This is a genomic window from Spirosoma pollinicola (genome assembly GCF_002831565.1).
Taxonomy (GTDB): domain Bacteria; phylum Bacteroidota; class Bacteroidia; order Cytophagales; family Spirosomataceae; genus Spirosoma; species Spirosoma pollinicola.
This window is the reverse complement of the sequence record NZ_CP025096.1, coordinates 4,884,731-4,907,165: the sequence shown is the minus strand read 5'-3', so window position 1 is coordinate 4,907,165 and position 22,435 is coordinate 4,884,731. Positions and strand designations below refer to the sequence as shown.

Annotated in this window: 18 protein-coding genes; 12 read left to right on the top strand and 6 right to left on the bottom strand. The window is 45.4% G+C overall.

Going from position 1 to position 22,435, the window contains the following annotated elements:
- Nucleotides 1–21 precede the first annotated feature (21 nt).
- Both CWM47_RS20650 and CWM47_RS20645 read left to right on the top strand, forming a co-directional pair.
- On the top strand, nt 22–1,728 hold the full coding sequence (locus CWM47_RS20650; RefSeq protein WP_100990090.1) for a UvrD-helicase domain-containing protein: 1,707 nt from the start codon (nt 22–24) through the stop codon (nt 1,726–1,728).
- Between the two features lie 46 nt (nt 1,729–1,774).
- The gene (locus CWM47_RS20645; RefSeq protein WP_100990089.1) at nt 1,775–2,128 is read left to right on the top strand and encodes a pentapeptide repeat-containing protein; all 354 of its coding nucleotides are present in this window, start codon (nt 1,775–1,777) and stop codon (nt 2,126–2,128) included.
- A gap of 125 nt (nt 2,129–2,253) precedes the next feature.
- Here the strand turns inward: CWM47_RS20645 and CWM47_RS20640 are convergent, their stop codons facing one another.
- On the bottom strand, nt 2,254–3,174 hold the full coding sequence (locus tag CWM47_RS20640; protein WP_100990088.1) for a replication initiation protein: 921 nt from the start codon (nt 3,172–3,174) through the stop codon (nt 2,254–2,256).
- 2,035 nt (nt 3,175–5,209) lie between these two features.
- On the opposite strand from CWM47_RS20640, the gene CWM47_RS20635 reads away from it, so the two are divergent.
- The 7 genes from CWM47_RS20635 (at nt 5,210) to CWM47_RS20605 (ending at nt 14,122) form a co-directional block, all read left to right on the top strand.
- Entirely contained in the window at nt 5,210–7,678 is a 2,469-nt protein-coding gene (locus CWM47_RS20635) for a patatin-like phospholipase family protein (protein WP_100990087.1), read from the top strand.
- A gap of 208 nt (nt 7,679–7,886) precedes the next feature.
- A complete protein-coding gene (locus CWM47_RS20630; protein ID WP_100990086.1) occupies nt 7,887–8,504 on the top strand; it encodes an RNA polymerase sigma factor in 618 nt (205 codons plus the stop codon).
- Entirely contained in the window at nt 8,501–9,079 is a 579-nt protein-coding gene (locus tag CWM47_RS20625; RefSeq protein ID WP_100990085.1) for a hypothetical protein, read from the top strand. The genes CWM47_RS20630 and CWM47_RS20625 overlap by 4 nt, the downstream gene beginning before the upstream one ends.
- A 40-nt stretch (nt 9,080–9,119) precedes the next feature.
- A complete protein-coding gene (locus tag CWM47_RS20620; RefSeq protein ID WP_100990084.1) occupies nt 9,120–10,130 on the top strand; it encodes a PD-(D/E)XK nuclease family protein in 1,011 nt (336 codons plus the stop codon).
- Complete coding sequence (locus CWM47_RS20615) at nt 10,069–12,558, top strand: argonaute/piwi family protein (protein ID WP_100990083.1); 2,490 nt, start codon at nt 10,069–10,071, stop codon at nt 12,556–12,558. Before CWM47_RS20620 ends, CWM47_RS20615 begins: the two co-directional genes overlap by 62 nt.
- Nucleotides 12,555–12,995, top strand: a complete 441-nt coding sequence (locus CWM47_RS20610) for a hypothetical protein (protein WP_100990082.1) — start codon at nt 12,555–12,557, stop codon at nt 12,993–12,995. Before CWM47_RS20615 ends, CWM47_RS20610 begins: the two co-directional genes overlap by 4 nt.
- Nucleotides 12,992–14,122, top strand: coding sequence for a hypothetical protein (locus CWM47_RS20605; protein ID WP_100990081.1), 1,131 nt, complete (start codon nt 12,992–12,994; stop codon nt 14,120–14,122). The genes CWM47_RS20610 and CWM47_RS20605 overlap by 4 nt, the downstream gene beginning before the upstream one ends.
- On the opposite strand, the gene CWM47_RS20600 is transcribed toward CWM47_RS20605, so the two are convergent.
- The 3 genes from CWM47_RS20600 to CWM47_RS20590 form a co-directional block, all read right to left on the bottom strand.
- Nucleotides 14,112–14,951 carry an HNH endonuclease family protein gene (locus CWM47_RS20600; protein WP_100990080.1) on the bottom strand — a complete coding sequence of 280 codons (840 nt, stop codon included), beginning with the start codon at nt 14,949–14,951 and terminating at the stop codon, nt 14,112–14,114. The two genes, CWM47_RS20605 and CWM47_RS20600, sit on opposite strands and share 11 nt — an antisense overlap.
- Entirely contained in the window at nt 14,948–16,213 is a 1,266-nt protein-coding gene (locus CWM47_RS20595) for an AAA family ATPase (protein WP_100990079.1), read from the bottom strand. The genes CWM47_RS20600 and CWM47_RS20595 overlap by 4 nt, the downstream gene beginning before the upstream one ends.
- Nucleotides 16,214–16,615: 402 nt before the next feature.
- Nucleotides 16,616–17,020: a VOC family protein gene (locus CWM47_RS20590; RefSeq protein ID WP_100990078.1), complete on the bottom strand. Its 405-nt coding sequence runs from the start codon at nt 17,018–17,020 to the stop codon at nt 16,616–16,618.
- Between the two features lie 271 nt (nt 17,021–17,291).
- Between CWM47_RS20590 and CWM47_RS20585 the strand changes: the two genes are divergently transcribed.
- Nucleotides 17,292–18,539: a hypothetical protein gene (locus CWM47_RS20585; RefSeq protein ID WP_100990077.1), complete on the top strand. Its 1,248-nt coding sequence runs from the start codon at nt 17,292–17,294 to the stop codon at nt 18,537–18,539.
- A 262-nt stretch (nt 18,540–18,801) separates the two neighbouring features.
- On the opposite strand, the gene CWM47_RS20580 is transcribed toward CWM47_RS20585, so the two are convergent.
- Nucleotides 18,802–18,999 carry a hypothetical protein gene (locus tag CWM47_RS20580; protein ID WP_100990076.1) on the bottom strand — a complete coding sequence of 66 codons (198 nt, stop codon included), beginning with the start codon at nt 18,997–18,999 and terminating at the stop codon, nt 18,802–18,804.
- Nucleotides 19,000–19,128: 129 nt separating this feature from the next.
- On the opposite strand from CWM47_RS20580, the gene CWM47_RS20575 reads away from it, so the two are divergent.
- Together CWM47_RS20575 and CWM47_RS38200 are read left to right on the top strand one after the other, a co-directional pair.
- Nucleotides 19,129–20,409, top strand: coding sequence for an OmpA family protein (locus CWM47_RS20575; protein WP_100990075.1), 1,281 nt, complete (start codon nt 19,129–19,131; stop codon nt 20,407–20,409).
- A 184-nt stretch (nt 20,410–20,593) separates the two neighbouring features.
- On the top strand, nt 20,594–21,073 hold the full coding sequence (locus CWM47_RS38200) for a hypothetical protein (protein ID WP_157816006.1): 480 nt from the start codon (nt 20,594–20,596) through the stop codon (nt 21,071–21,073).
- A gap of 83 nt (nt 21,074–21,156) precedes the next feature.
- On the opposite strand, the gene CWM47_RS20565 is transcribed toward CWM47_RS38200, so the two are convergent.
- A complete protein-coding gene (locus tag CWM47_RS20565) occupies nt 21,157–22,425 on the bottom strand; it encodes a Y-family DNA polymerase (protein ID WP_100990073.1) in 1,269 nt (422 codons plus the stop codon).
- Nucleotides 22,426–22,435 lie beyond the last annotated feature (10 nt).

Genomic DNA, 22,435 nt, shown 5'->3' with positions numbered 1-22,435 from the left:
TACTTTTAAAGCGATAAGGATATGGATACTTGGAACTGGCCCCTACTCGACCGATATGCCGGCGTAAGCTTCGGATCGGTTAACCGCCCCCCTACCCCTCGGTTAGCGCTGAAGTCTCAGGCAAATGGGTATGCCCTAACGCAGGAACAGGAAGCGATTGTCGACTGTCAAACCAATATGAAGATAAACGCCGTGGCTGGATCGGGAAAGACAACGACTTTGATTGAGTATGCGAGACGTCAAAAAACGGGTAGCCGCGGCCTATATTTAGCCTTCAACCGAACCGTGCGCGAGCAGGCTCAGCAAGCTTTTGCGCGTAAAGGCGTACGGGGCGTTACCATCCATACGGCGCATTCCCTGGCCTACGGACGAGTTATCAAACAAAACAGTGAACTGCTGGCCAGTGGCAGCTACTCGGCTTTTGATCTGGCCAATCGAATGCAAAAGGAATCGCTCGTTGTCCGCTGCATGCCCCCAACCCGTCGCAAAGCACCCTGGACGGCCGTAGCCGCCCACAGCTTACGGCTGCTAGACTGGTACTGTAATGAACCCGTTACCCGGATCGAGGACCTTAACTACAATCACCTCCTTCGCTATGATCCCCTGATATCCCGCCGGTTCGCCGATTATTTTGGGGCGGTAATCCAAGCCGGTGCCATTTGGCTCTGGAATCAAATGGACGAGCGAAGCCTGAAAGTAACCCATGATTATTACCTGAAGAAATTTCAGTTGTTAGCGCCTCAGTTGCGCTACGACTATATTCTTTTCGATGAAGGGCAGGATGCCTCTCCAACAATGCTGGATGTCTTCAGCCAACAGCCGCACGCACGCCGGGTCATTGTAGGGGATAGCCATCAACAAATTTATGGGTTCCGCCACGCTGTCAACAGCCTGAATCAGGTAGATTTTGCGGCTTATGGGTTAACGCAGAGCTTCCGGTTCCCACCCGGTATTGCTCGTCAGGCCCGGCGCGCTTTATCCTTGAAACAGCATATTCATCCCTTCCTGGGTGAAACCTATACCCCTCAGGCCATTGAGGGCATGGGCGTTGACGATGCGACAATTTTAGCAGAACCTACCTGCCTACAGGCCTTGATCGGACGAACCAATCTGCAGCTGGTCAGCGCCGCTATTGACCTCTTATGCATTCAGGAAGTGATCGGCAGCGTTTATTTCGAAGGTAACTTCGATACATACACCTTTATGGAGAACGGAGCGGGATTGTTGGATATGGTCTTATTACAGCAAAACCGGCCGCGTGAAATAAAAAATCCACTTCTACGCTCCATGGGTTCCCTGGAAGAGCTGGGTGATTACATCGATCAAACAGGGGATGGCCAGATGAAAACGGCCCTAGAACTCGTGCTCACGTATGGCGATGACTTACCCCATTTCATCGAACAGATCCGGACGGCCCACCTGGCCCAGCGTTTTCGGCCGCACGCGGATTTGATCTTTTCAACGGTGCACCGCAGCAAAGGCCTGGAATATGACCAAGTCACTTTATGCGACGATTTCATTGATCAGCGTAAATTAGCGGATTATATCGGTCTATTGAATCAGCAGCAAAAGGCTGAAGCGGGCGGACAACCCAATCATCAGCCGGTGAATCCGGGGAGTATCCTGGAAGAAATCAATATGCTCTACGTTGGATTAACGAGAACAAAACAAGGGCTATCCCTACCCGACAGTCAGTACTATCTCCAGCGAGAAACGCTTAGCGTGTAAGAGAATTGGACGTTCAACTATAATCTGCAGTAAACCGTAAGAATCAATGCACACCTTTTACCTTCAAACCTGTGATGGCGACCTAATCGCTGAAGTAAGTATAGCCGAGAATTCCCTGACCATGGCTGTTCAGCAGGCCATAGATAACAACATCGATCTATCAGATGCTGACTTTCAGGGGAAAAACCTGGATAGCCTGCTGGCTGCCGGCGCTCAGTTAAATCGGGCAAACTTTTCACAAAGCTCACTGGTAGGTGCAGATTTTAGTGGAGCTCAGTTAAAAGATACTTCTTTTGCTTATGCTGATCTGACGGGAGCCATCTTTTCTAACTCTTCGCTTAATCTATTGACCGATTTCACCGGCTCCATCATGATGAATACCATTTACGAAACCGGTTAGTCCTAAAAGAAAGAACCCTTACGCTTACGTATATGTACAAAATTTTGGACATGCGAATTAGGATGCATCATGGTTTATCAATCGACAAGTAATAGGAAAAGCACTACAGTACAAACAAAGTCAATTTACTGCACACCAAACACTTTTGCTGTGTAGGCACCAATGTTTTTAATTTGTCCATCACTAATCATTTTTTCAATCTCGTAAATCTTTTTATTGATAAGCTTCTGATCATATTTTTCGATAACTGCATCCCGTTGATCAGTCCGTAAACCAAACCGGCTAACAAGTTTTTCCGATAGTATGCCAATGGAATCGGTTGGTGTTGGCAGAAACAATTCCTGCTCTATGGTGTTTCTGCTGATCTTAAACCGAAGTCCAGTATATTTTCGACCCTGCTTGATAAGTTCATACCGAACCAATAATTCCGTATGTTGATTAATTTCATTAATTGAGGGATCAATAACACGCTCCATGAACATACCAATCATTGAGTACAGTTCTTTTCCAGTTTCAGTATCAACTAAGGCTAGACGTGATCGCAACTCGGATATAGTGATACTAAATATCCCTATATCCTTCCACTGAGAAATCATTTCATAAAGCCGCTTCGAGTATTTACCGGTCACCTTCATTGCGGATTCTTTCCCTAGCGTAGTATAGTTACCCCCTTTTAGGTTAGTTAACATACCTCGCATGATAGGATCTATAGTAACCCGCATCGTCCCTTCACCTTCGTTATATATAAAGCGGGAAAAGGGGACTACCTGCACATACTCTCCGTTAATGAACATCTCCATTTTGATGTCCATCATACCCCAAGAAGCCTTCTTTAAATTGGTATATCCGTTACTAGGATCTCGATCCAGATCAATAATAATATCGCGTACACGCAGGATATACTCCTGATCAGCCGCATCATTCGACTTGATCGCTGATTGGAGTACATATAATATGTCCTTTTGTAGGGCAGACATTTCATACCGCGCCGTCGTCAGTGTATTACCCTGATAAATAAGTGTCTGTGTTTTATGCCCGCGTGCCATGTTCACAAAAATAAACCAACTACACACATAACGCAATCGAAACTTATCCACTTCTCCACCGTACTTTTTGTTATAGGGTATCGTACATTTTGTTATACTTGTTCTTCCACCACGTACTTTTTGTTATATCAGAGGCTAAACAAAACGTATAAACTGTTATAGAAAACGTATAAACTGTTATAGAAAACGTATAAACTGTTATAGAAACCGTACTTTTTGTTATAGTTATACTGGATAATCTGCTGATAATCATAAAGTTATAGAGCTCTCAAAGATCAAAATAAATCTACAAATAAAAGAATTGATTTTTCACAAATCTTTGATAACAGGGTTTAGAAAGAAAAAAATAAGGCTATTTCACAAAAGTACCCAACGAAAAAAACAAAAAATCAAATACTATTTATGAAAAAGTCTCGCAAACGTACTTTTTGTTATAATTAGTATAAATATCTGAAAATCAATTGGTTACATGCTAAAAATAGCCTCGTTAGGCAAAAGAATTTTGACTTATACGTATTTTTTGTTATAGTTAAGCAGTTAACTGCCTGATTATGAGGGTAAATTGAGTTAAATCCGAATTAGCACTTCAGCAACAAACAAAATAAACAAACGTATTTTTTGTTATACTTCGAGCCTAACTTATTAGTAATCAATACATAAGCTTTTTCAGAGTTTAACTATAACCACTAAAATCAGTAATATATACCGTACTTTTTGTTATAGTTGGCGCTTTACTATGCTGATTTACAGTAGATTACCTAAAATCACTACTGAAATAAATTCGAGCGCTTTAGATCAAAAAAACGTACTTTTTGTTATAGTTGGCGGGTTATCTGTCTGATTAGCAGATATGTAGCAACGAAAAGATTAAACTGGCAAATAAATAGCGTCATACTTTTTGTTATAGTTAAGCGATCAGAAGAATTTCTAAAAAACAAAGCCTTTACCAAGCTGACCGAAGCCAGGACACATCAAATAAGCATCTCGATAGGCTTTAGACTAGGAGGGCAAGCGCCCTTATTAAACCGAAAAAGTTGGCGATTACTGTAGGGTTAAGCCCCCTCCTTATTGTGAGTGGGATATTAGTATTACATTATCAGGGGAACCTATAATAAAACCGGATCTGACGATAAGAATGATATAACTGCAGGGCTGATAGCCATCTAAGCGTTTCTACAGCCTTGTGGAAGGAGATTTTAATGCTTCCTATAGTATTGAAGGATACAGATAGGATCAACGCTCAGACGCGAGTTATTACTGTCTGAATACCCACCAGGGTGCATTTGCCGTTTTGGTACAAAATTCGTCACTTGGCAGTCTACGATGTATCATTAACTCACACTCATCGTTGAAAATGATACGTTGATTTGCGAGACGGCAATTTGAGATTGAGCAGCGGTAAAACTTGGAAAGCTTATTTACATTCGGATATCGTCGCTTAAAATGGGCGTGGCTGTTGCACAACTCGAAATGTAGGACAGTCCGCTATTCATGATTTGCTGTAAGAGCCGTTTTAGCCTTCCATTAGCACAGAATTTTGACCGGCTAGCAGCTTTTCCTACTATGATCTTAACCTAAAATGAGTTGTGCAACAGCCACGGGCGTTTAAAAAGACAATCGATCCACCATTTCTAAGTACTGAGTTCACATATGGGTACCGCTATGCTTGACGGTTCACCAGAATAGCACGAAGCGGTAGTCTACCTCCGGAGCGAGAAAGGGTTTACCGGTTAGTACGTTTTAATTTAATGACTAGTAGGCCTTTATCACTAACTCTATTCGCTCTCAAATCAACTTGTAAAGCCAAGAACATTTCCTCGATATCTAGATTTTTATCATCAATCACATAAAGGTTGCCCGCCTGCCCCTTAAAGATAGTAAGGTCGCTGACTTCGAACCCGCAGCAAAAGCTGGTTCTCTATAAAATAAATAATGGGAAATCTACTCTTGCAGGATTCGAACATAGAGGCGATTTTTAACCAGCGTGCCGGCTTTTTGAGTCGCCGCCTTACAAAAGCTTTACCTGCAAACATCAATGAACAGAACGTTTACCGCCAGCTTACGAGTGCTCATTGGCATTTTTATTCCCATCAGTAAGAAAGGACTTATCTTACTCGGTATTCATTGGAACCAATTATCCGTTCGCATTTTACTGAAGGATTTTTTATCGGTTGCTTCCAGTATTGGCTTTGTCATCTTACCCGCCTTTCTGACGGGTGTTCTTTTTATTTTCTTGCCCCAAGGTAGGGATACGCTGCTAATCGTGGTGGAAAAGCTTAAAGAGGGCAATATCCTCCAATTGATGTTTCTGCTTCTTAGCCTTTTTGGCTGGAGTGTAGCCGCTGAACTAGGCGTTCGCTATGCCATTGCTATTAGCGATAATTCGGGCAAAAATTTAAGTGATGCCCGGGTCGAATGGCGCAAATCGGTACAAAAAGGTCTAGCTGCTTTTTTTCTCCTATGGCCGTATCTATTAATCATGTCAGGCTTAAGCTGGTGCTTTGCCCAAACCAAATATCAGCTATTTTCCCTTGAATTTGGCTATTTTAGTGGCTGTCTTGTGCTTGTTTACGGCCTGATGCTAGTCACAGCCAACCTGTATTTTCGAAAATTTGGTCAGGCCAAACCGGGTAATCCGTTTCGAACGGCGTTTGGCGCCCGATCATTACCACCCCAAGAGTTATTCTGGCTCAGTAAACTAAACGGTATATATGAGGACTATATCTACACGCTGCCCAAAGCGTCGACTTTTAAAGCCGATTACAAAACGACTCTATCCAGCTTTACCCAGTTATTTGTAGGTGATACGCACACGCTGACATCGTTTTTGCAGAATCCGGACGTAGTAAAGAATGACCGCCTCATTCCTCGGTCCTTCACCTTATTAAATCCCGACTCGATTCTTTTCATCCGAGGGCGGCAGCGAGGAGGAGTCTACAAATGGATTTACTTCGTCCCTACATCGTTTTACCGGGGGCTTCACCGGCAAGTTAACGGTATTGCTTTAGGAGCCCTAGTCCTCTTTACAGGCATTAGTCTACTAACGGTTGAGTCCGGGATTTATGGAAGCATTGGCTCACCGGCTCTGGTATGCCTGGCTTTTGGGTGCTATTCGGGAATGTATACTGGACTGCTGTATCTAGATCATGCCCTGCTGCGAAAATGGTTTATTTCCGTGCGTTTTAGCCTATTGATCTTGCTGATAGTTTCCTCCTGTTTCAATAACGATCATCCTGCCCGGATAGGGAATCAACCAGCCCAAAAGCGATTAACCATAGCCGCTCAGTTTAAAACGTGGTTTCACCAGTATAAAGCGCAAATCGAAGGGCAAAATTCGGCGACTTCGTCAACCAAAAAATATCCGGTTATTTTTATTTGTTCAGAAGGGGGCGCCTTTCGCACAGGTGCCTATACGGGTTTATACTTAACCCGGCTGGACGATACGCTGACCAAAACAGGAAAGCTGAATCTGCGACAATCCATTTTTGCGATGTCCGGCGTTTCAGGGGGAGCCATTGGTTTAGGTTTGTACAACGCCTTAGCGTACCGGTCTAAGTCAAGTTCGGATCAGGCAAGCGGGCTGGCGAAACGCTTCTTTGCTTATGACGCGCTTTCCCCCATTATTGGTAAACTCCTTTATGGGGAACTGCTTAACCTATTTATTCCCGTAAATATCGACCGCTTTAACCGGGCAACGGCGTTGGAAAAAGCCTGGGAAGTGGCCTACGGGCAGACGCTGAACCGGTCAACAGATAACACGTTTGGGCAAGATTTTTTATCCCCTATCCCCAGGCCGCTCGACCCCTTATTTATTATTAATACAACCGAAGTCGAGACTGGGCTACAGTGTTGGATTAGTACAGCTCAAGCCGATAGTATGGCCTTTGCGACCGATCGGGATCTATTACAACGAAAGATTCGCAACCGGTTTCGGTATAGTACCGCCCTTAATTTCAGCAGTCGTTTCCCGCTTTTTTCGCCGGGTGCCGCCGTTGATCCCGCTCGGTGGCAAACGGCTCTTCATGGGTCTTCCCCAACGTCCTATCTTCATTACGTCGATGGGGGATACGTCGAGAATACCGGTGCCAGCTCTCTTTTAGACGTGCTTACCATGTTGAAAGCTAAAGCGGCGGAGGAATTCAAGCAAGTTATTCCGATCATCATTTTTCTCAAATTCAGTGATGATACACAGTCGCAAATTCATCCCGTCCGTTTTGCCAATGAACTGGCCGAAGTTCTGTTTGGTATTTATAATACTCGTCAGGGCCGCAGCCGGACCAGCGAGGAGCAACTTCGCCAGTTTGTGACGAATCATCAGGGTTGGCTTATTGCGCAGCCTATCCGGGCTGGCTCTAGCTCAGTACCCATGAGCTGGGTACTGTCCACCAAAAGTATTGACAGCCTTTCCAAAGATATCCAGGACAAATTAATTGATTCTTCGGGCGTTTTAAAACAACTTCTTCGACCGGATCTTAGCTATTTGCTAGCTCATTCCACCCAGTAATGCTTATTTAGCTAACCGGACAACTACCGGCTCCTTAAACACCCCATCTTGTGAAGTAGACAGGTTACAGATTTATGCTCTTATGTATGGGTCGATTAGGTAAATAGCCGGCTTGCGGGCATCACCGCTTGTTGTTTTACAGTAAGCTGACCAATTTTTGGAAAGAGCTGTAACCTGATTGCATTATAGGAGTAAACAGTCCTTTACCGTGATCGCATCTACCTATACCGAAATTCTAAGCCGGATCGAGGCCAACGATTCGACGGCAGTTACGCTGCTCTACAAGCGGTATGGTCGGCAGTTATATCAGTATGCGCATGTCCAGTGGTCTCTGGATGAAGATGCTATCTGGGAAGTGATCTATCAGACACTGGAGCAACTCCAACTCCGCTTGCTAAGCTACCAGTTTGAGAACCAGACCATGTTTGATCGATTGGTTTTTAAGGTGTTCCTGAACTTTCTCCGCCAGCGGTACCGGAAAGAACACCAGGCCAGTCGGCTTACTACGGTTCCTCTATTGGAGGTCTACCCCGACGAAGCGCAAACGGAACTAAACGATCAGCGCCAGCGGGTTATAACGGATTGGCTGATTGACAGCCAGTCCGAGTTGTGCGAGCCCGCGGAGTCTGAATCACCTCTGCTGGGCAAACTTCAGCGGGCTTTAGACCAGTTAGAACCTCTAGAGCGCGATCTGCTGTTGCTACGCGCTCAGGAATTTAGCTATGATGAAATTGCTCAAATGCTAGGCACGGTCAATAATCAGCTAAAAGTGAAACATCTGCGCGCGAAGAAAAAACTTATCAACCTCATTAATCAACTCGTATGAACCGGCTCCCCACTTCTCCCAATGTACTGGACAACACGCTCCGGTTAATGGCTTTCACGGCCAGCGATTCAGAAATTGACCGGTTGGCAGACTGGGTATTTTCCGCTCCCATCCATCTGGAGCCCAACCCGCAACGGGAACAACAACTGCTTGGGATGTTCACACAACTGCCCTCGCCTACGCTGGGTAGCGTCTTACAGCAGGCCATTCAGCAGCAAGCCATCGAGCTTCCGCAACTGGTTAGCCAGACCCGTTTCCCCGAAGGTTTACTGACTAAATTGCTGGTAGATGCGCTTTTTATCAGTAATGTTCCCGTCGTTTTACTGAAAAACCTACTGCTCCGACTGCAGATCCCTTTTAGCGTCGCCCAATCCGCTATTGAGCAAACCCTTCAGCAGCTTCGAATGGCGGCTACCCAGGAGGCCAATCAATCCGCAGGTAGTTTGGCCTTCCGGCGGGAAAACGGGGAAGCTAGATCCGCCGAAAGCCGGCAAGAAGGCCGTTCGCTGTTTGAAAATGACGAAGCGGTGGCTATGTATTTACACCGGCTGGAAAACCTGATGGCATCTGCCTAATAAACTAGAAAACCGTATCCACCCCTACATAGTAAGTCGAATGAGTGAGTTTATTAAATGGTCATTAAGTACCATACTTACCTACCGGGTTTGTCCCCGAAAATTTTATTTGTCGCACATTTTAGCGGACGGCCGGGCCAAAGATCCACTGCGAAAGCAGGCCCACTGGTTGAAAAAAACAATCAACTTGGAGATGTGGGCGGGTGTATTGGTTGATAAAGCCATCAACGCCTGGGTCATCCCCCCGTTAAGCTTAAAGCAGATTCCTGACTTTAACCAGGTGGAGGAACTGACAATCGATATGGCCAGGCGGCAGTTTGCCTTCTCTAAACAGCACCGCTACCAGACTGAATCGGAATCAAAAGCCGGGGACAATTTTCTCATTCTGGATATTCATGAATTAGGAACTGCCTATGAGAAAGCCGATTTAGAGTTGGTGAGTCAGCGCGTTCGGCAAGCCATTCGCAACCTACCCACCTTAACCCTACCCGATGGTCAGCTCCTACTGGATTTTCTGCTCGAAGCAGATTGGCTAAAAGCCAATGTTCAGGACCGGCATATCATTATCGGCAAAGCCAATCTCAATCCCCAGATTGATTTGCTGGTTGGCTACCCTATGCGTCAGATCGTTTTAGACTGGAAAGTCTCGGAGGCAAAAACGAGCGATTACGCCCGGCAACTGTTGGTAATTGGTAGTCTTATTTACCGCAAACGAAAACAAGAAGGGGGATGGGCTTACCAATTTAGTGATATTCAACTCCTGGAAGCAAACCTGCTGAAAGGTAAAGTGCAGGAGCACGTGCTGAGCGAGGATACCTACCAGCAAACGGTAGATTACATCACCCTAACGGCTACGGATGTAGACCTGATGCGGGCTGGTCGAAAGCCGACTCAAATTTCGATTGACGAGTTCGCTTTTTCCGAAAGTGATTACGCCTGTAATACCTGCCCATTTTACGCTTTGTGCAACCATTTATATCAACAACCGGATGAATTCGACCCAGCCCACTACGCAGAATCTGTTTCCCTGGCTCAATCCCTCAGCAATTGATTTTTCCTACCGCCGAATCCCGGTTGATCTTCCTTGTTTAGCCGGTCGCCAGGAGGATTACCACCGACAACTTCAAAAAGTGGTTCGTCACGTCAGCTCACATATCAAAGGACCGGCCGCCCTACTGCGGGGAGCAAACGGGCAAACGTACGTGGCCATTCCTGCGGACCGGAGCGTAGCGGGCCTACTCGTTAAGACGCGCCCGAAACCCCTTCAATTAAGCTCGCTGGATACGGTCGAGAAGTTGCAATTTACGGGATGCTCCGAGCAGGAACGGGCACTCATCCTTCAATTTGTTGAGTTTGAGGTTCGTCACCAGATCAAAAGTAAGTGGCAACTGGTCGAGGACGGAGCCGGTCGGTTTTTCTTTAAGAATCCCCTGAAAGCGACCGAGCAGCTCAGCGTTTGGATGCTGCCGGGCTTTAGTTTCCGGCTCGTCGCCGACGGTCCTGATTTGGTCCATTTCTGCCTCGATATTACCTATCGCTACCTGGATAGTAAGCGGTTAAACCAACGGATTAATCCAACCAATGCAGCTTATATCAAGCGTCGGCTGTTGAAAGGCTGGGGTAAGCGGGGCTTACCCTGTTTGTATCAGATGGGCGATCGTTGGTTTCCGATCCGGGTCGTTGGCTTCGGAGGTAAAGTAGGTGATGAAAAAATTACGGATCCGGCTACCGGCAAGGTGTGGTCGCTGATTGATTACCTTAAGGCCAAAACGCAGGGTGATAAGTTTAAGGTAGCCCCCTATCTGTCCCCCGATGATGTGGTAGTGTACTTTGTTTACCCCAACAAAGAAATGGAGCCGCTCAGCGCTCCAGCGGGGCTGGTACGTCAGCTTTTTAAAACAGGTGATGCCCAGGTAAAAAGTTTACACAACAAAACTATCGTCGAATCAACCGAACGATTCAACTACATCGGCCACAACATCAAGCGATTTTTTGCCAATCTGAGCTTTAACAAGGTGGCCTTGCAAGTTAGTGAAAAGCCACTGGAAGAGAAGTTACCCGTGCTGGAAATGAAGGCCCTCAAATTTAATTTCAGCCGGTACTTAACGCCAGCCATCACCCCTGAATCAGGGAACACCCCCCTGTATGAGTACGGAAAGCGAAGACGGAGTCTGCTGGAAAGCGTGGGCATTCTAGACCAGACCCGTTTTGATGCCCAATATTTGATAGTACCGGATACCATGACGATGGCCTCGGCGCTACGGGATGTCTTTCAAAAACAGCTTGAAAAGCAACTAAAAGCACTAGCGCCCGCCTTCCCTGGCTTCACGAAAGTAATTCCCTACCGGGCTGATACGAGCATTCCCGCAACGGATTTGGTCGACAAGGTTAGCGCTCTATTGGAAAAATATGGCGCTCAGCAGGGCTACGCGCTGTTGGTGCTACCGGACTGGAACAAAGGGGATGAGCGAGCGGCCGCCTTTCACGATATTATGATGAAGCGGCACTACCCAAATCTGAAGTTCCAGTGCGCGAATTTCGGCGCCATAGACGACTACTTCAGTTATAAGCTCGATGAAGTAGAAGGATTAATTTACCATCATCCTGATGATAAACAGGCGCGCCTGTTTAAATCCTACGCGTTCTATCTAGGGCTGGAGTATTTGAAGCTAAATCGCAAATTTCCGTATGCGTTGAAGGATCCTCTGCATTATGACGTGTACATCGGCATTGATGTACACGACCGGTACGCAGGCTTTCTGTTTTTTTATCGCAATGGGGAGCGCATTGTGTTCGATTATTTAGATGTGCCTAAGAAACCCACTCAACAGCGGGCGGAAAAGCTATCGGCGGAACAGATTTTTAAGGGATTATACCCTAATTTAAAAAAACACCTGGGTGAGCGGGGTTACTGTCTGAATCCCAATGGGATCGTGCTGCTGCGGGACGGGCGAAGCCACGGAGGAGAAGGCGTTGCGCTGCAACAGGTCATTGCGCAGCTGCAGGCGGATGGCTTACTGAATCATCCGGATTTTAACTGGGGAATTGTAGACGTGCATAAGACGAGCCAGCTGCCCTTTCGCTCGGCGACACCCGGCCGCCGTCCCTTAGAGCGGCCCACGGCGGGTACTTACCGGCTACTGGGCCATCAGCACCGCGACGCGTTTTTGTTCCCGACTGGAGAGCCTTTCCAAACAAGGGGCTCTTCCAAACCCTTACAACTTTCCTTTATTGAGGGAACGCTTGATTTTGACAAGGTAATTGAAGACGTTTTTGCGCAGAGTCTACTAGCCTTCTCCGCTCCGGACCGGCCCAGTGCCTTACCAATCGTCATTAAATTGCTGGATGCCTTTTTAGCACCCCTGGCCGTTTCAGAATCCCTCTGGCAGGAGGAACCCGGGGAAGAAGAGGATGATATAGATGATAATGTACAGGCGTGGGATGAAAGCTTTATGCACCAACTGGAACAAATGCCATGAGTGATATCAGTTTGCTTTCAAGCCGGTATCAACGGCTTTCCGAGCTGACCCAGCAGATCAACCGGTCGATCTTAACGCTTAAAAAACAGCGGGCCCTTGCCATGAATGCCATGAACATAACGGCTCAACTATACCCGGCCGTAGTGGTTACCCTGGAAGAAGTAACCGAAGCCAAAGCTTTGTTGAGTCGATTTTTAGAAGGAGTCGAACAACTTCTACGGAGTAGCGAAACCGCCAGCTTGCTGGAGCAGGATTACTCGCACCGGCTAAAAGAGCGGGTCGTCACCGACGATCAAGTGCTAGAGGTAAGGCAATCGCTGATGAGTGCTTCCCCACTCAATGAGCGGCAGCTGAATCTGCTGGATCTGTTGCTTTATTTGTTAGACGACGAACGAACAAACTTGTTTCATCAGTTAAGAACGAGCCGCCGGGGATGATTCGATCACTATTGAAAGAATTAGTCAATCGCATTGAACATCTGCGGGAAGTCCTATCGAGGGATGATTTTAATCCCCACCTGAATCAACTGTTTTTAAAGCAAACCGAAACCCGGTTACATAGCCTAAAAATGGACGTATTGAGGACGATGAATGATTCGTCGTGGGGAATTCCGGGTACCAATGCCAACTTTTATAGTGACTACCAACGCTCCAACGAACATCTGCTGCAACTGGAATATTATGGGGTACAGGTGCTAAAGCACTTTGGTGAGCCAGAGCTCTATTTCAATGCGCTTATGCGCCAGCTGTGGCAGGAGATGGGCGTTTCAGGAACTCCCCCACTGGTAACAACAATTTCAACCAACAGTAATCATTTTTGGGCCTTAGCAGCTTATGATTTAATTGGCGCCCCCCCAGGGGAAGAAGCTCATTTATTAAACATCCCTGATTTGCTGCATGAAACGGGTCATGTTTTGCTCAACTACCATAACGTGTCCTATCCAAATTTGACGGGTTCCATTAATGAGGTTATTGATCAGGTATATCAGACCGAATGCTGGGCTGTAGAAGACCAGGAACGATCAAAAGAACTGTTGACCACGCTCAACCAGTGGAAAACCCGCTGGCATAAAGCTTGGCAGGCCGAATTTGCCTGCGATTTAATCGCCACGTATTTCTTAGGGCCAGCTTACGCCTGGACCAACGTAAAATTATCAGTCTCAGAACGGTTAGGAGACGTCTACGATACACAGTCCGAATCTCATCCCTCGCACGAAGCCCGGATGCGGTGTATTAACGGAATGCTGATGCGCATGGGCCACGTGCAGGAAGCGGATCAGATTGCCAAATTGTGGCAGGAATTTCTGACCTTACCCGCTTATAACCAGCCCCTTCACTACGATATGGCCTTTCCTGACGAATTAATTAGTCAGTTGACGCAAAATGTTTATGAAGGCTGTCGAAACCAGGATTGGCTTTCCTATGGCGATCAATGCCAGCAGGTAGATCAGCCAATAGCTTCTTTACTCAACGAGGCCTGGGAAATCTTACTAAACCGGCCGGAAGAGTACAGTCAATTTGAGCAAAAAACAGTAGCCCGTTTGTGGGAATCGTTCAGAGCCTGAGCACGCGGTCAAAATAGCGTACCATACCCGCAAAGGGCGCTTTAGGCTGTTTCATGAGCTCAATAGCGGCTTCATTCTCTTGCCGAGTACTGAGCTTGATGCCTTCGTCGGTCAGTGTCCGGCGAAAGGTATCGTATATAGAGAAAAAAAAGTGCCGCAGGCTCAGCAACTCCACCCGGTTTAACCCATACACCCGAACGGTTTCATTGACAGAGGGTGCCACCTGGCTTGTCAACGGAATAATCGAAACTTCCTGCAAAAACTCATCGACTTCGTAGGCGAAATACGTTTCTGGATCGCACAGGTAAGGATTAAGCAACATGGGCTGTTCCTGGTCTAAATCCCCGAAGAACTGAGTCCGGGATTTGCCTTTTTTTTCATGCAAGGGATCAGGGGTCACCCAGGGCGCTAACGCCTTTAACTCCGCATCAGTAGCCGTTGGTAACAGGGCAGGTTGTGGTAAAGCCGCTACTCCGGTGGGAAATTCATCTTTTTTGTGCACCTCATTACAAACCGCGCAGGACACCAGGTAATTATCGTAGCAGTAAGCCAGCCACCAGTATATACTTTTGGGGCGGTAATGCTCAACATCCCCGTGGGCTACCACTTTAGTCGAAGCTTCGCAATAGGCGCATTTATCTTTAGTTTCGAAGTAGAGCTGCACTTTGGCTTCTTTCCAACGGCTGCTGATAAAATGAAACCCATCTCGCTGGTGCAGCAGCCGCTGGCGCTGCTGGTTGAGCAGCTCTAAGTTAAACGCGACGCGCTTGGCGCCCCGAAAATTTTTGTGGATGGCCTCCTCCGAATACGTATGTTGAAGAGCAATCATTGAGCGTCCCGTTTAAGTAATTCACGCCGAACCTCATTGAGCAGGGCAACCTGCTGGTTGTCCATGGCGAAATTTGATCGTTGGACGGGGGGCAGCTGTGCCAGTTGATCGGTTAACTGCTCAAAGCGTTGTTGCTCAGATGCCGAGCGCGATTTACGATGCTTGAGCGAACGATATTCTTCTTTGGCCTGTTGGGTAGCTACCGACTCATCGGTGGCTAGTCCAAACAAGGGAGAAAGTAACAATTGATGAATCAGCATTTGCTTAGGAGAACCCTGAAAGGCATCTAAAGCAATACGGCCGTTCTCCGATCGATGTAAGAAAAAAAGCTCCCCCGCGCTGGCCTGTTGAACGGTTAAGGGAGAATGGGTTGTAGCAATCAGTTGAAGACGAGGAAATTTAACGGACAGATAATCTAGAATCAATCGTTGCCATTTGGGGTGTAAATGTAAGTCAATCTCATCGATCAGCAGGACACCTCTTGTTTCGAGGGGGGAGCTAAAATCAGTAAATGTATTCATCATCCGATAGAGCATATCGCCTACCCAGGCAACCACGTTTTGGTAGCCATCACTGAGTTGATGAAGCGGTATTTTTTGCCGACCTACCTTAAAAAGCAGTTGTTTGTTTTTTTTATCAATCGAATCAAATCGTATCGAGGGCAGTAAGTCATTTAGTGTATCCTTCAGTAAAGTCAGTCGGTCTGGCTGTTGGTAGTCGAGTTCCATGGCCCAGGCGGCTATGGGATACAGGGAGGTATCAGCCTCAAACAAACTGGCCACGTTTTGCGCCCGGTCATTTCGATAAACCCGTTCCGTTGACGAAAAATCAGTTCGCTGATTCAGGCGCCGGGAGGCCCCGTAACCCACCACAAAATAATTCCGATTCGCGTGATTTAGCGCGGCATCAATCTCGTTGAGTGCAGCTTGGTTAGTAATAATTATATCTCTTAGGGTATCATGCCGTTTGATGCGTAATGAAATGGACCGTTCCTGCTGCTTTTGGGTAACCAGCGTTGCTTGAATAATGCATTCAGATCGGGAGTGGCTGATCCATTCATCCGGATTAGCTAGTAACGTGCTCAGTGCGTCACTGCCCGAAGTCACTAGAGCAATCGCTCGGAGTAACGTACTTTTGCCCATACCGTTTTCTCCCAGTATTAGTGTTCGTGAACGAGGGATGGAAGTGTCTTCTTGGGTAAACAGAAGCGTTAATTGCTCAATGCCCCGCACGTCCTGTAGGGATATCTTTTTAAGAAACATAATCAGAAAACGACTTGTTAGCGACGCAATTTACCGGATACAGACTATTAAACTAGTGAGTTACTTAAGTTAACCATCGAAGGATTTTTTTGACGATGATTAGCGATTCGATGAGCTAACTATAAGTATGGGTAAGTTAACCGAAATGGAGAGACTACTGCGACGCCGTGTAAAATTGTTAATTACCTGCCTTAGACAGTGTAAAAAGCCATGTCTGGACTTGCTATCTTTTACTGGACAGAAAAGCTAGGAAACATTTCCTTAAAAGAGATAATACGGTTAGAAAATGCACATAGCATATGTGTGTATAATAATCTCTTAATTCGCTCCTATCTGAGACGAAGCTGATTTGGCTGTCCATAACTGAGCATTCATATAATGGGTTCGACAGGAGTTGGGACACTATTTGTCAAACTTCTTAAAGGCTTCCGGGGTAACTGGCGTAAAAAAGTTCACCAGATTGCCATCTGGATCTTTGAACAGCAATGAACGATTACCCCACGGCATGGTAGTCGGCTTCTGAATGATCAACTCGCCTAAAATGTCGACTAATTTTCGATAATCACTATCAACATCCTCTACCCTGAATTCGATAATGGCGGAGTGGTTACTGGCGGCCTTGGCGATATGATCACCTCCGAACAGTTGCAAGGTGCGTGTGCTGCCGATGGCTAAAGTAGCCGAAGGGGTCTGTAATTCGGCGAAATCATCGGTATACTGAATCACAGGTAGGCCAGTAATCTGCTCGTAGAACCGGACGAGGGGTTTAATATTGGCAGTAATAATGCGAACGGAGGCAAAAATCATGGCGCTTGTGCGTTTGTTTTGAATCACACAAAATAAAGTAGGTTTACTGACAACCGTATGTCAGTAGCGTTCTGCCTAGTACTAGTGTATTATCCATCTCTTCAAACACTCCATTGATCACTACTTGGTTGCATTGGGTGACCAGAAGAGCCAACGATTGAAAACGTTACATCAACCCACAATACGAAATGCGACGTGCGTATTTTATATTGCAGTAATCAATTAGCGTTTTGGAGACAATTATTAGATAACATTGACTAAAGGAAACTAAATGACTGAAATAAATAAGCCCTCCTGGATTAAAAGAATGGAAAATGGAACAATTGGAGAAGCTACAGCTAGAGAGTTCTTAATTGATCGTTTTTGGATATTGGAACGTTCCGTTGATATACACGGTGCTGACTTAATTATTCAAAGACGGTTATCATCCCAAAATATACTTGACAAGAATCCACCAAAATTTGGTGTAATTCAAGTTAAATTTTTTCAAGACGAAGACACAACACAATACATTCCTAAAGAATACATATTAGATGATGACGGTAGCGAGCGAAAAGAGTTTTTCGTTTTAGCAATAAGTGGATATGAGGATAGTAAGAAAATCTTCATTTTGTCTTCAAAAGACATTTTAAGTAATTTCGAATTAATTAAAGAAGAAAGCAAAACTCATTACAACTCATACAGACTGACAGGTAAAAAAATTATTGAAGAAAAAAAGTTTATCGTATCTCATAAAAAGACCGCTCTTGATAAGATTGAAAATACATTAAATCTAAGCTCATTTAATAAAAACCGTCTGTTTATTTCATACATTCTTCCTGAAATAAATACAGAGATAGACACGCCTTATATTATAAATGTAGCTAATGACCGAGCCGATTTTAAAAAATGGCAAAATGAAATCAAAGAGAATATCAAAAAAACAATTTATGCCTTAGAAGATACTATAGAGAAACTAAAAGAGTCATTACAAGAAACTGATCCATTGAAAATAGAAGAAATAATTGAAGATATCGGTTATACAAACAGGCAAGGGGACTTAGTATATACTTTAAGTATTGACAATAATTTTTTTGAAGAGGCAAGGTATTACAAAGCAAAACATGATAATCTTGAAACAAAAGGATTACTTCAAAATTTTATCAAAACTCAGGAAAAATTAACTATATATATAGCAAATGATAAAATCAATGATACGGAGGTTGGTAATGATGAAGTTTATCTAATTACAATCACTTATGATAATTTCTTGGAAAGGGTAAACATTAAAAGTTCAATTAGCTCGGTTTCTCAACTATTTCATTTTACAACAGAAAGAGTTTATTCAGGCTTTATAAATGAAACTATAAATTCATTTACTTACTACTATGTTCCAAATAATCATTCCTATTATGACAACTCAGAAAAAGTTTTCGGAACATATAAACCTAAAAAATGGAAAGAAGTATTATTAAAAATATCAGAAGTTGCGTCAGTCAATGACATTATGAACAAAGTATATGATAATTTAACGAAATAATCATTGCTGACAGGGGGTCTTGTCAGGCGAGCTGATATGTGAAATCCGCAGGTGGTGGTCTCCTAACACAGGGATTGCTTGTCGAATGCTGAGTCGGTGTGGCCAATTATTCTTCAGGTAGCTCCGCCCCTTTGATAGACAAAGCGGTAAATTCTACAGAACTTTTCTTCTATTTGCGTTCACTGTTCACCTGCTCGACTGTGATAGCAGATGATGTGAAATTGGGGCTGTGGACAGTGGTCGGTTCTATCAGTAAACTAATTTATAGAAGAGATGTCAAGCCCGCCTGATATTCCTGTTTAGCTTCATCAATCAGCCCATCAAGCCGCCCCCCCTCAAGATCGGCTACAATCTGATCATCCCACCGACTGAAGTCATGTTTCGTTAACCAGGTGGACAACTGTTTATACTCCTCCGCTGATAAAGCGGCAATAGCCTGTTGAATTTGCTCTACTGTCATAGCCAATCTGATAAAGTATTACTAATTACAATATTACACTATAGTGACCGGAAAAAAAATAATTAATTAACCAATAAAAGAGCCAGACGAAAAGATGTTACTTCAAAGCTTTTTATAGAAGCTAACTTTATGCTTGTTGTAATTCACCCTCTCATTCGGCTCTACCAGCCTAGCCGTCTCCTGTTAATCTGTATCCTTGGATGGCAGTCATTGGCAGCTAACGCACAGGCTGATCAATCTCAGACGGAGATCATTCTTTCGCCAACAGTTAGCTACAATGCGTTGGCATTCCCGCTCCAATATGCGAACCCACAAGGCCTGCTTCAAATTACTCAGAATCCCAATACCCTGCCTCAACAAGTAATTAATTCACAGGGCCAATCTGTTAATATACCATCGATTAAACCATTTCGGTATGGTTTGAATATCGGCCTGAGACATACGGGTCGAACAGGATATGGCTGGGCGTTTGTAGTAGGAGCCGACTGGGGAAGTCAATTCTATGGTTCTCTGTTTAAATCAACTTTTTCGTTTAATGGCTATACCATCAACGGATGGAACGTGTACCTAAACTATTGGCAGCTAAACGCAGCCTTAGGGTACTACTTACCGGTGTCCATACCTGTATTTAAACAGTCATCGGCCAGCCTTTTCTTTCGATTGAACGGGCACCAATCGTTCAACCTACGCTTCATTGAACCTAGGCAGGCCTTTGCTACAGCTTATCCGCTGAATTTTACACAAACTGGGCAGGGAGATCAAGTTGAATTACAAAACTATTCGGCTCGCTCGCTATTTATCGACCCTGAAATTGGCCTTACAGTAACCAAATCAATTGAGGTTTCTGCCTCATTGAGTTTACCCCTGCAAGTTACATTTCAGGAGAAGCATACCTTTTTTCAAGCGAATCAACCCCCGGTTATTAACACTATCGATTACCGGCTCGGGGGTGTTTATCTTAACGCCAGGCTACTGATAGCTGTAAAACGGTTCGCTCGTCGATCAATCTTGTCCCCAACCCAACCGATCTATCAGCCAACACCCAAACCCCCTTACCGTCAGGGGCAGGTAGTGCGACTTAATAATGTTTATTTTAAAGCTTCCTCCACTGATCTGTTACCCGAATCATTTCCGGAGCTGGATAAATTGATTGACCAGATGAGACAGCAAGCCACCTTGCGCATTCGACTCGAAGGCCACACAGATGTAATCGGCGATGCCAAACTTAACCAGGAATTATCGGAAGAACGGGTAGCTGCCATTCAACAGTATATGGCCAGCCAGGGCATTGACCATCGCCGAATCGAATTAAAAGGGTATGGGGATAAACGGCCATTACAACGTAACTGCCCACCACCTACCGGATGTCCAGAGAATCGGCGGGTCGAATTTGTGGTGGTGAACAAGTAAGCTGGCCGGTTATATTAATTGATACCAGATGTTTAATGGGGAAAGTTACTTAACGCTCTTCCAACAGAATTTGGATTAGATAAGAGCAGGCCGAAAAAAAAATAATTCTCTTTCCATAATTATATGCAGACAGAATGATTTTATTTCAGGCTTCCATTGGCCTAAGGTCATAGTTCAGCGTCTCATGATACCTACTAATTACGCCCCCACTGTTCACACGCCAGATGATATTAGATTAGCCCAAAGTAATTTACCTGGAAGCAGGCCAGTTTGTATCGCCGGTTATATTTCACGAACCGGCAAACTGGTGTTACCCAGGAAATCCGTCGAGCAATTAAAGTTAGATGTCAATCTGCTTAGCGTGCGGATGAGAGTTGGGGTCAGCGCTAAAGAGCGACAAAAAATTGACACACTTTACCTGGTCCCAGCCGGAAGTTCGATAGCTGACGCGTTTTCGGTGATACAGGCGGCAAAGGGATACACAATTGAACTGGGTAAGATCTTATTGGAGGAAGGAATTATGTACAAAACCATTAAGTATACGTTTACCATTGAACCATTTTTGCTTGATGATGGAATGGGCGGGTATGAACTACGTTTACACGAACCAATTCCTAAGTTGTTCTATATCTGGAGTGCTTTTAAAGATTTACAGCGTCAATAAATATAATTCAGCAAAGCATCTTCTTTTCAATTGAAAAGGAGAATACGATCATTAAGCAATAGCCAAATAGTAGTCCTCCTGCCTTATTTTACCACGAGAATATCCTTCCACCGGGTAGTGTAGCAGGGTGAACGAAAATTTTGCTTCATAAGCCAGGCCGATTCCGTAAAGCCCTGGCTGGCCAGTCTGACCCGCCCACGTCCGTACCGATGATTGATGCGGTCAACGGCTGAATAAACCCGTTTCCAGCGCTCATCGGGTTCAACGTCAAAGACACTAAACTGCCGATGGTCCCAATCCACCAGATCCGTCAGCATAATACCCACTTTCTGAAAATTGTACCCCTCCCGGTAAATGGACTCCAAAGCGGCCAGCCCGTATCGGATCAGTTCAGCATCGCTGCAGCTGTGATGAGGTAACTTTACCGTGCGACTGTTGGAGTACTGCCGGTCATTGGTACGGAAATAATTCGTGTGTAGAAACACGGTAATGTATCCGGCTGCTGATGCCTGGTTTCGCAGTTTAACGGCCGCTCTGGAGAGATACGTAGTAACCGCCTCACGAAGCGGCTCCAGGCCGCTCACCGGCATGCCGAAGCTGGGAGCCGTGCAAATAGATTTCTTTCTGGCGGGTTCGATCTCCAGCGCTTTACAAGGCTGGCCCCGCAGTTCATACACCAGTCGAAGCCCGGTAACCGTCAGAAACTGCCTGATCCAGTCATCCGGTAAATTACGCAGCTGAGCTGCCGTCTGGATACCGTTCGCTAAAAGCAATCGTTCGTAGCGATCCCCAATGCCCCATAAGTCTCCTATTCCAAACTCATCCAATGCCTGACTGATCTTGGCCGGGGTATCCAGTACGCATATACCTTTATGTTCGGGACATTTTTTGGCAAACCATGTGGCTACCTTGCAGAGTGTTTTGGTGGGCGCAATGCCGATATTTATGGGTATGCGGCTACTACGGTACGTCGTGGACTGGATCGTCTGCGCCAGTTCCCGTAAATCGGGATAGATAGCCTCATAACCCGCCAGATCGAAGAAGCCCTCATCAATCGAATACACCTCCACGCGTTCGATGAACCGGCCAACGATGGCAAAAATTCGTCTCGACATATCTCCGTATAACGGGTACGTGCTTGAGAAGACGTGAATACCCTGCTGACCAACCAACTCCTTAATTTTGAAAAAAGGAGTTCCACGGGTAATCCCTAACTGTTTGGCAATCCCATTTTGCGCCACTACGTTACCGTCGTTGTTGGATAAAACAATAACGGGCTGTTTGCGGAGCGGGTGCTGAAACGAAATGTGACAACTGGCGTAAAACGACAAGGCGTCAAAATGAGCGTACATACTCGAAAAG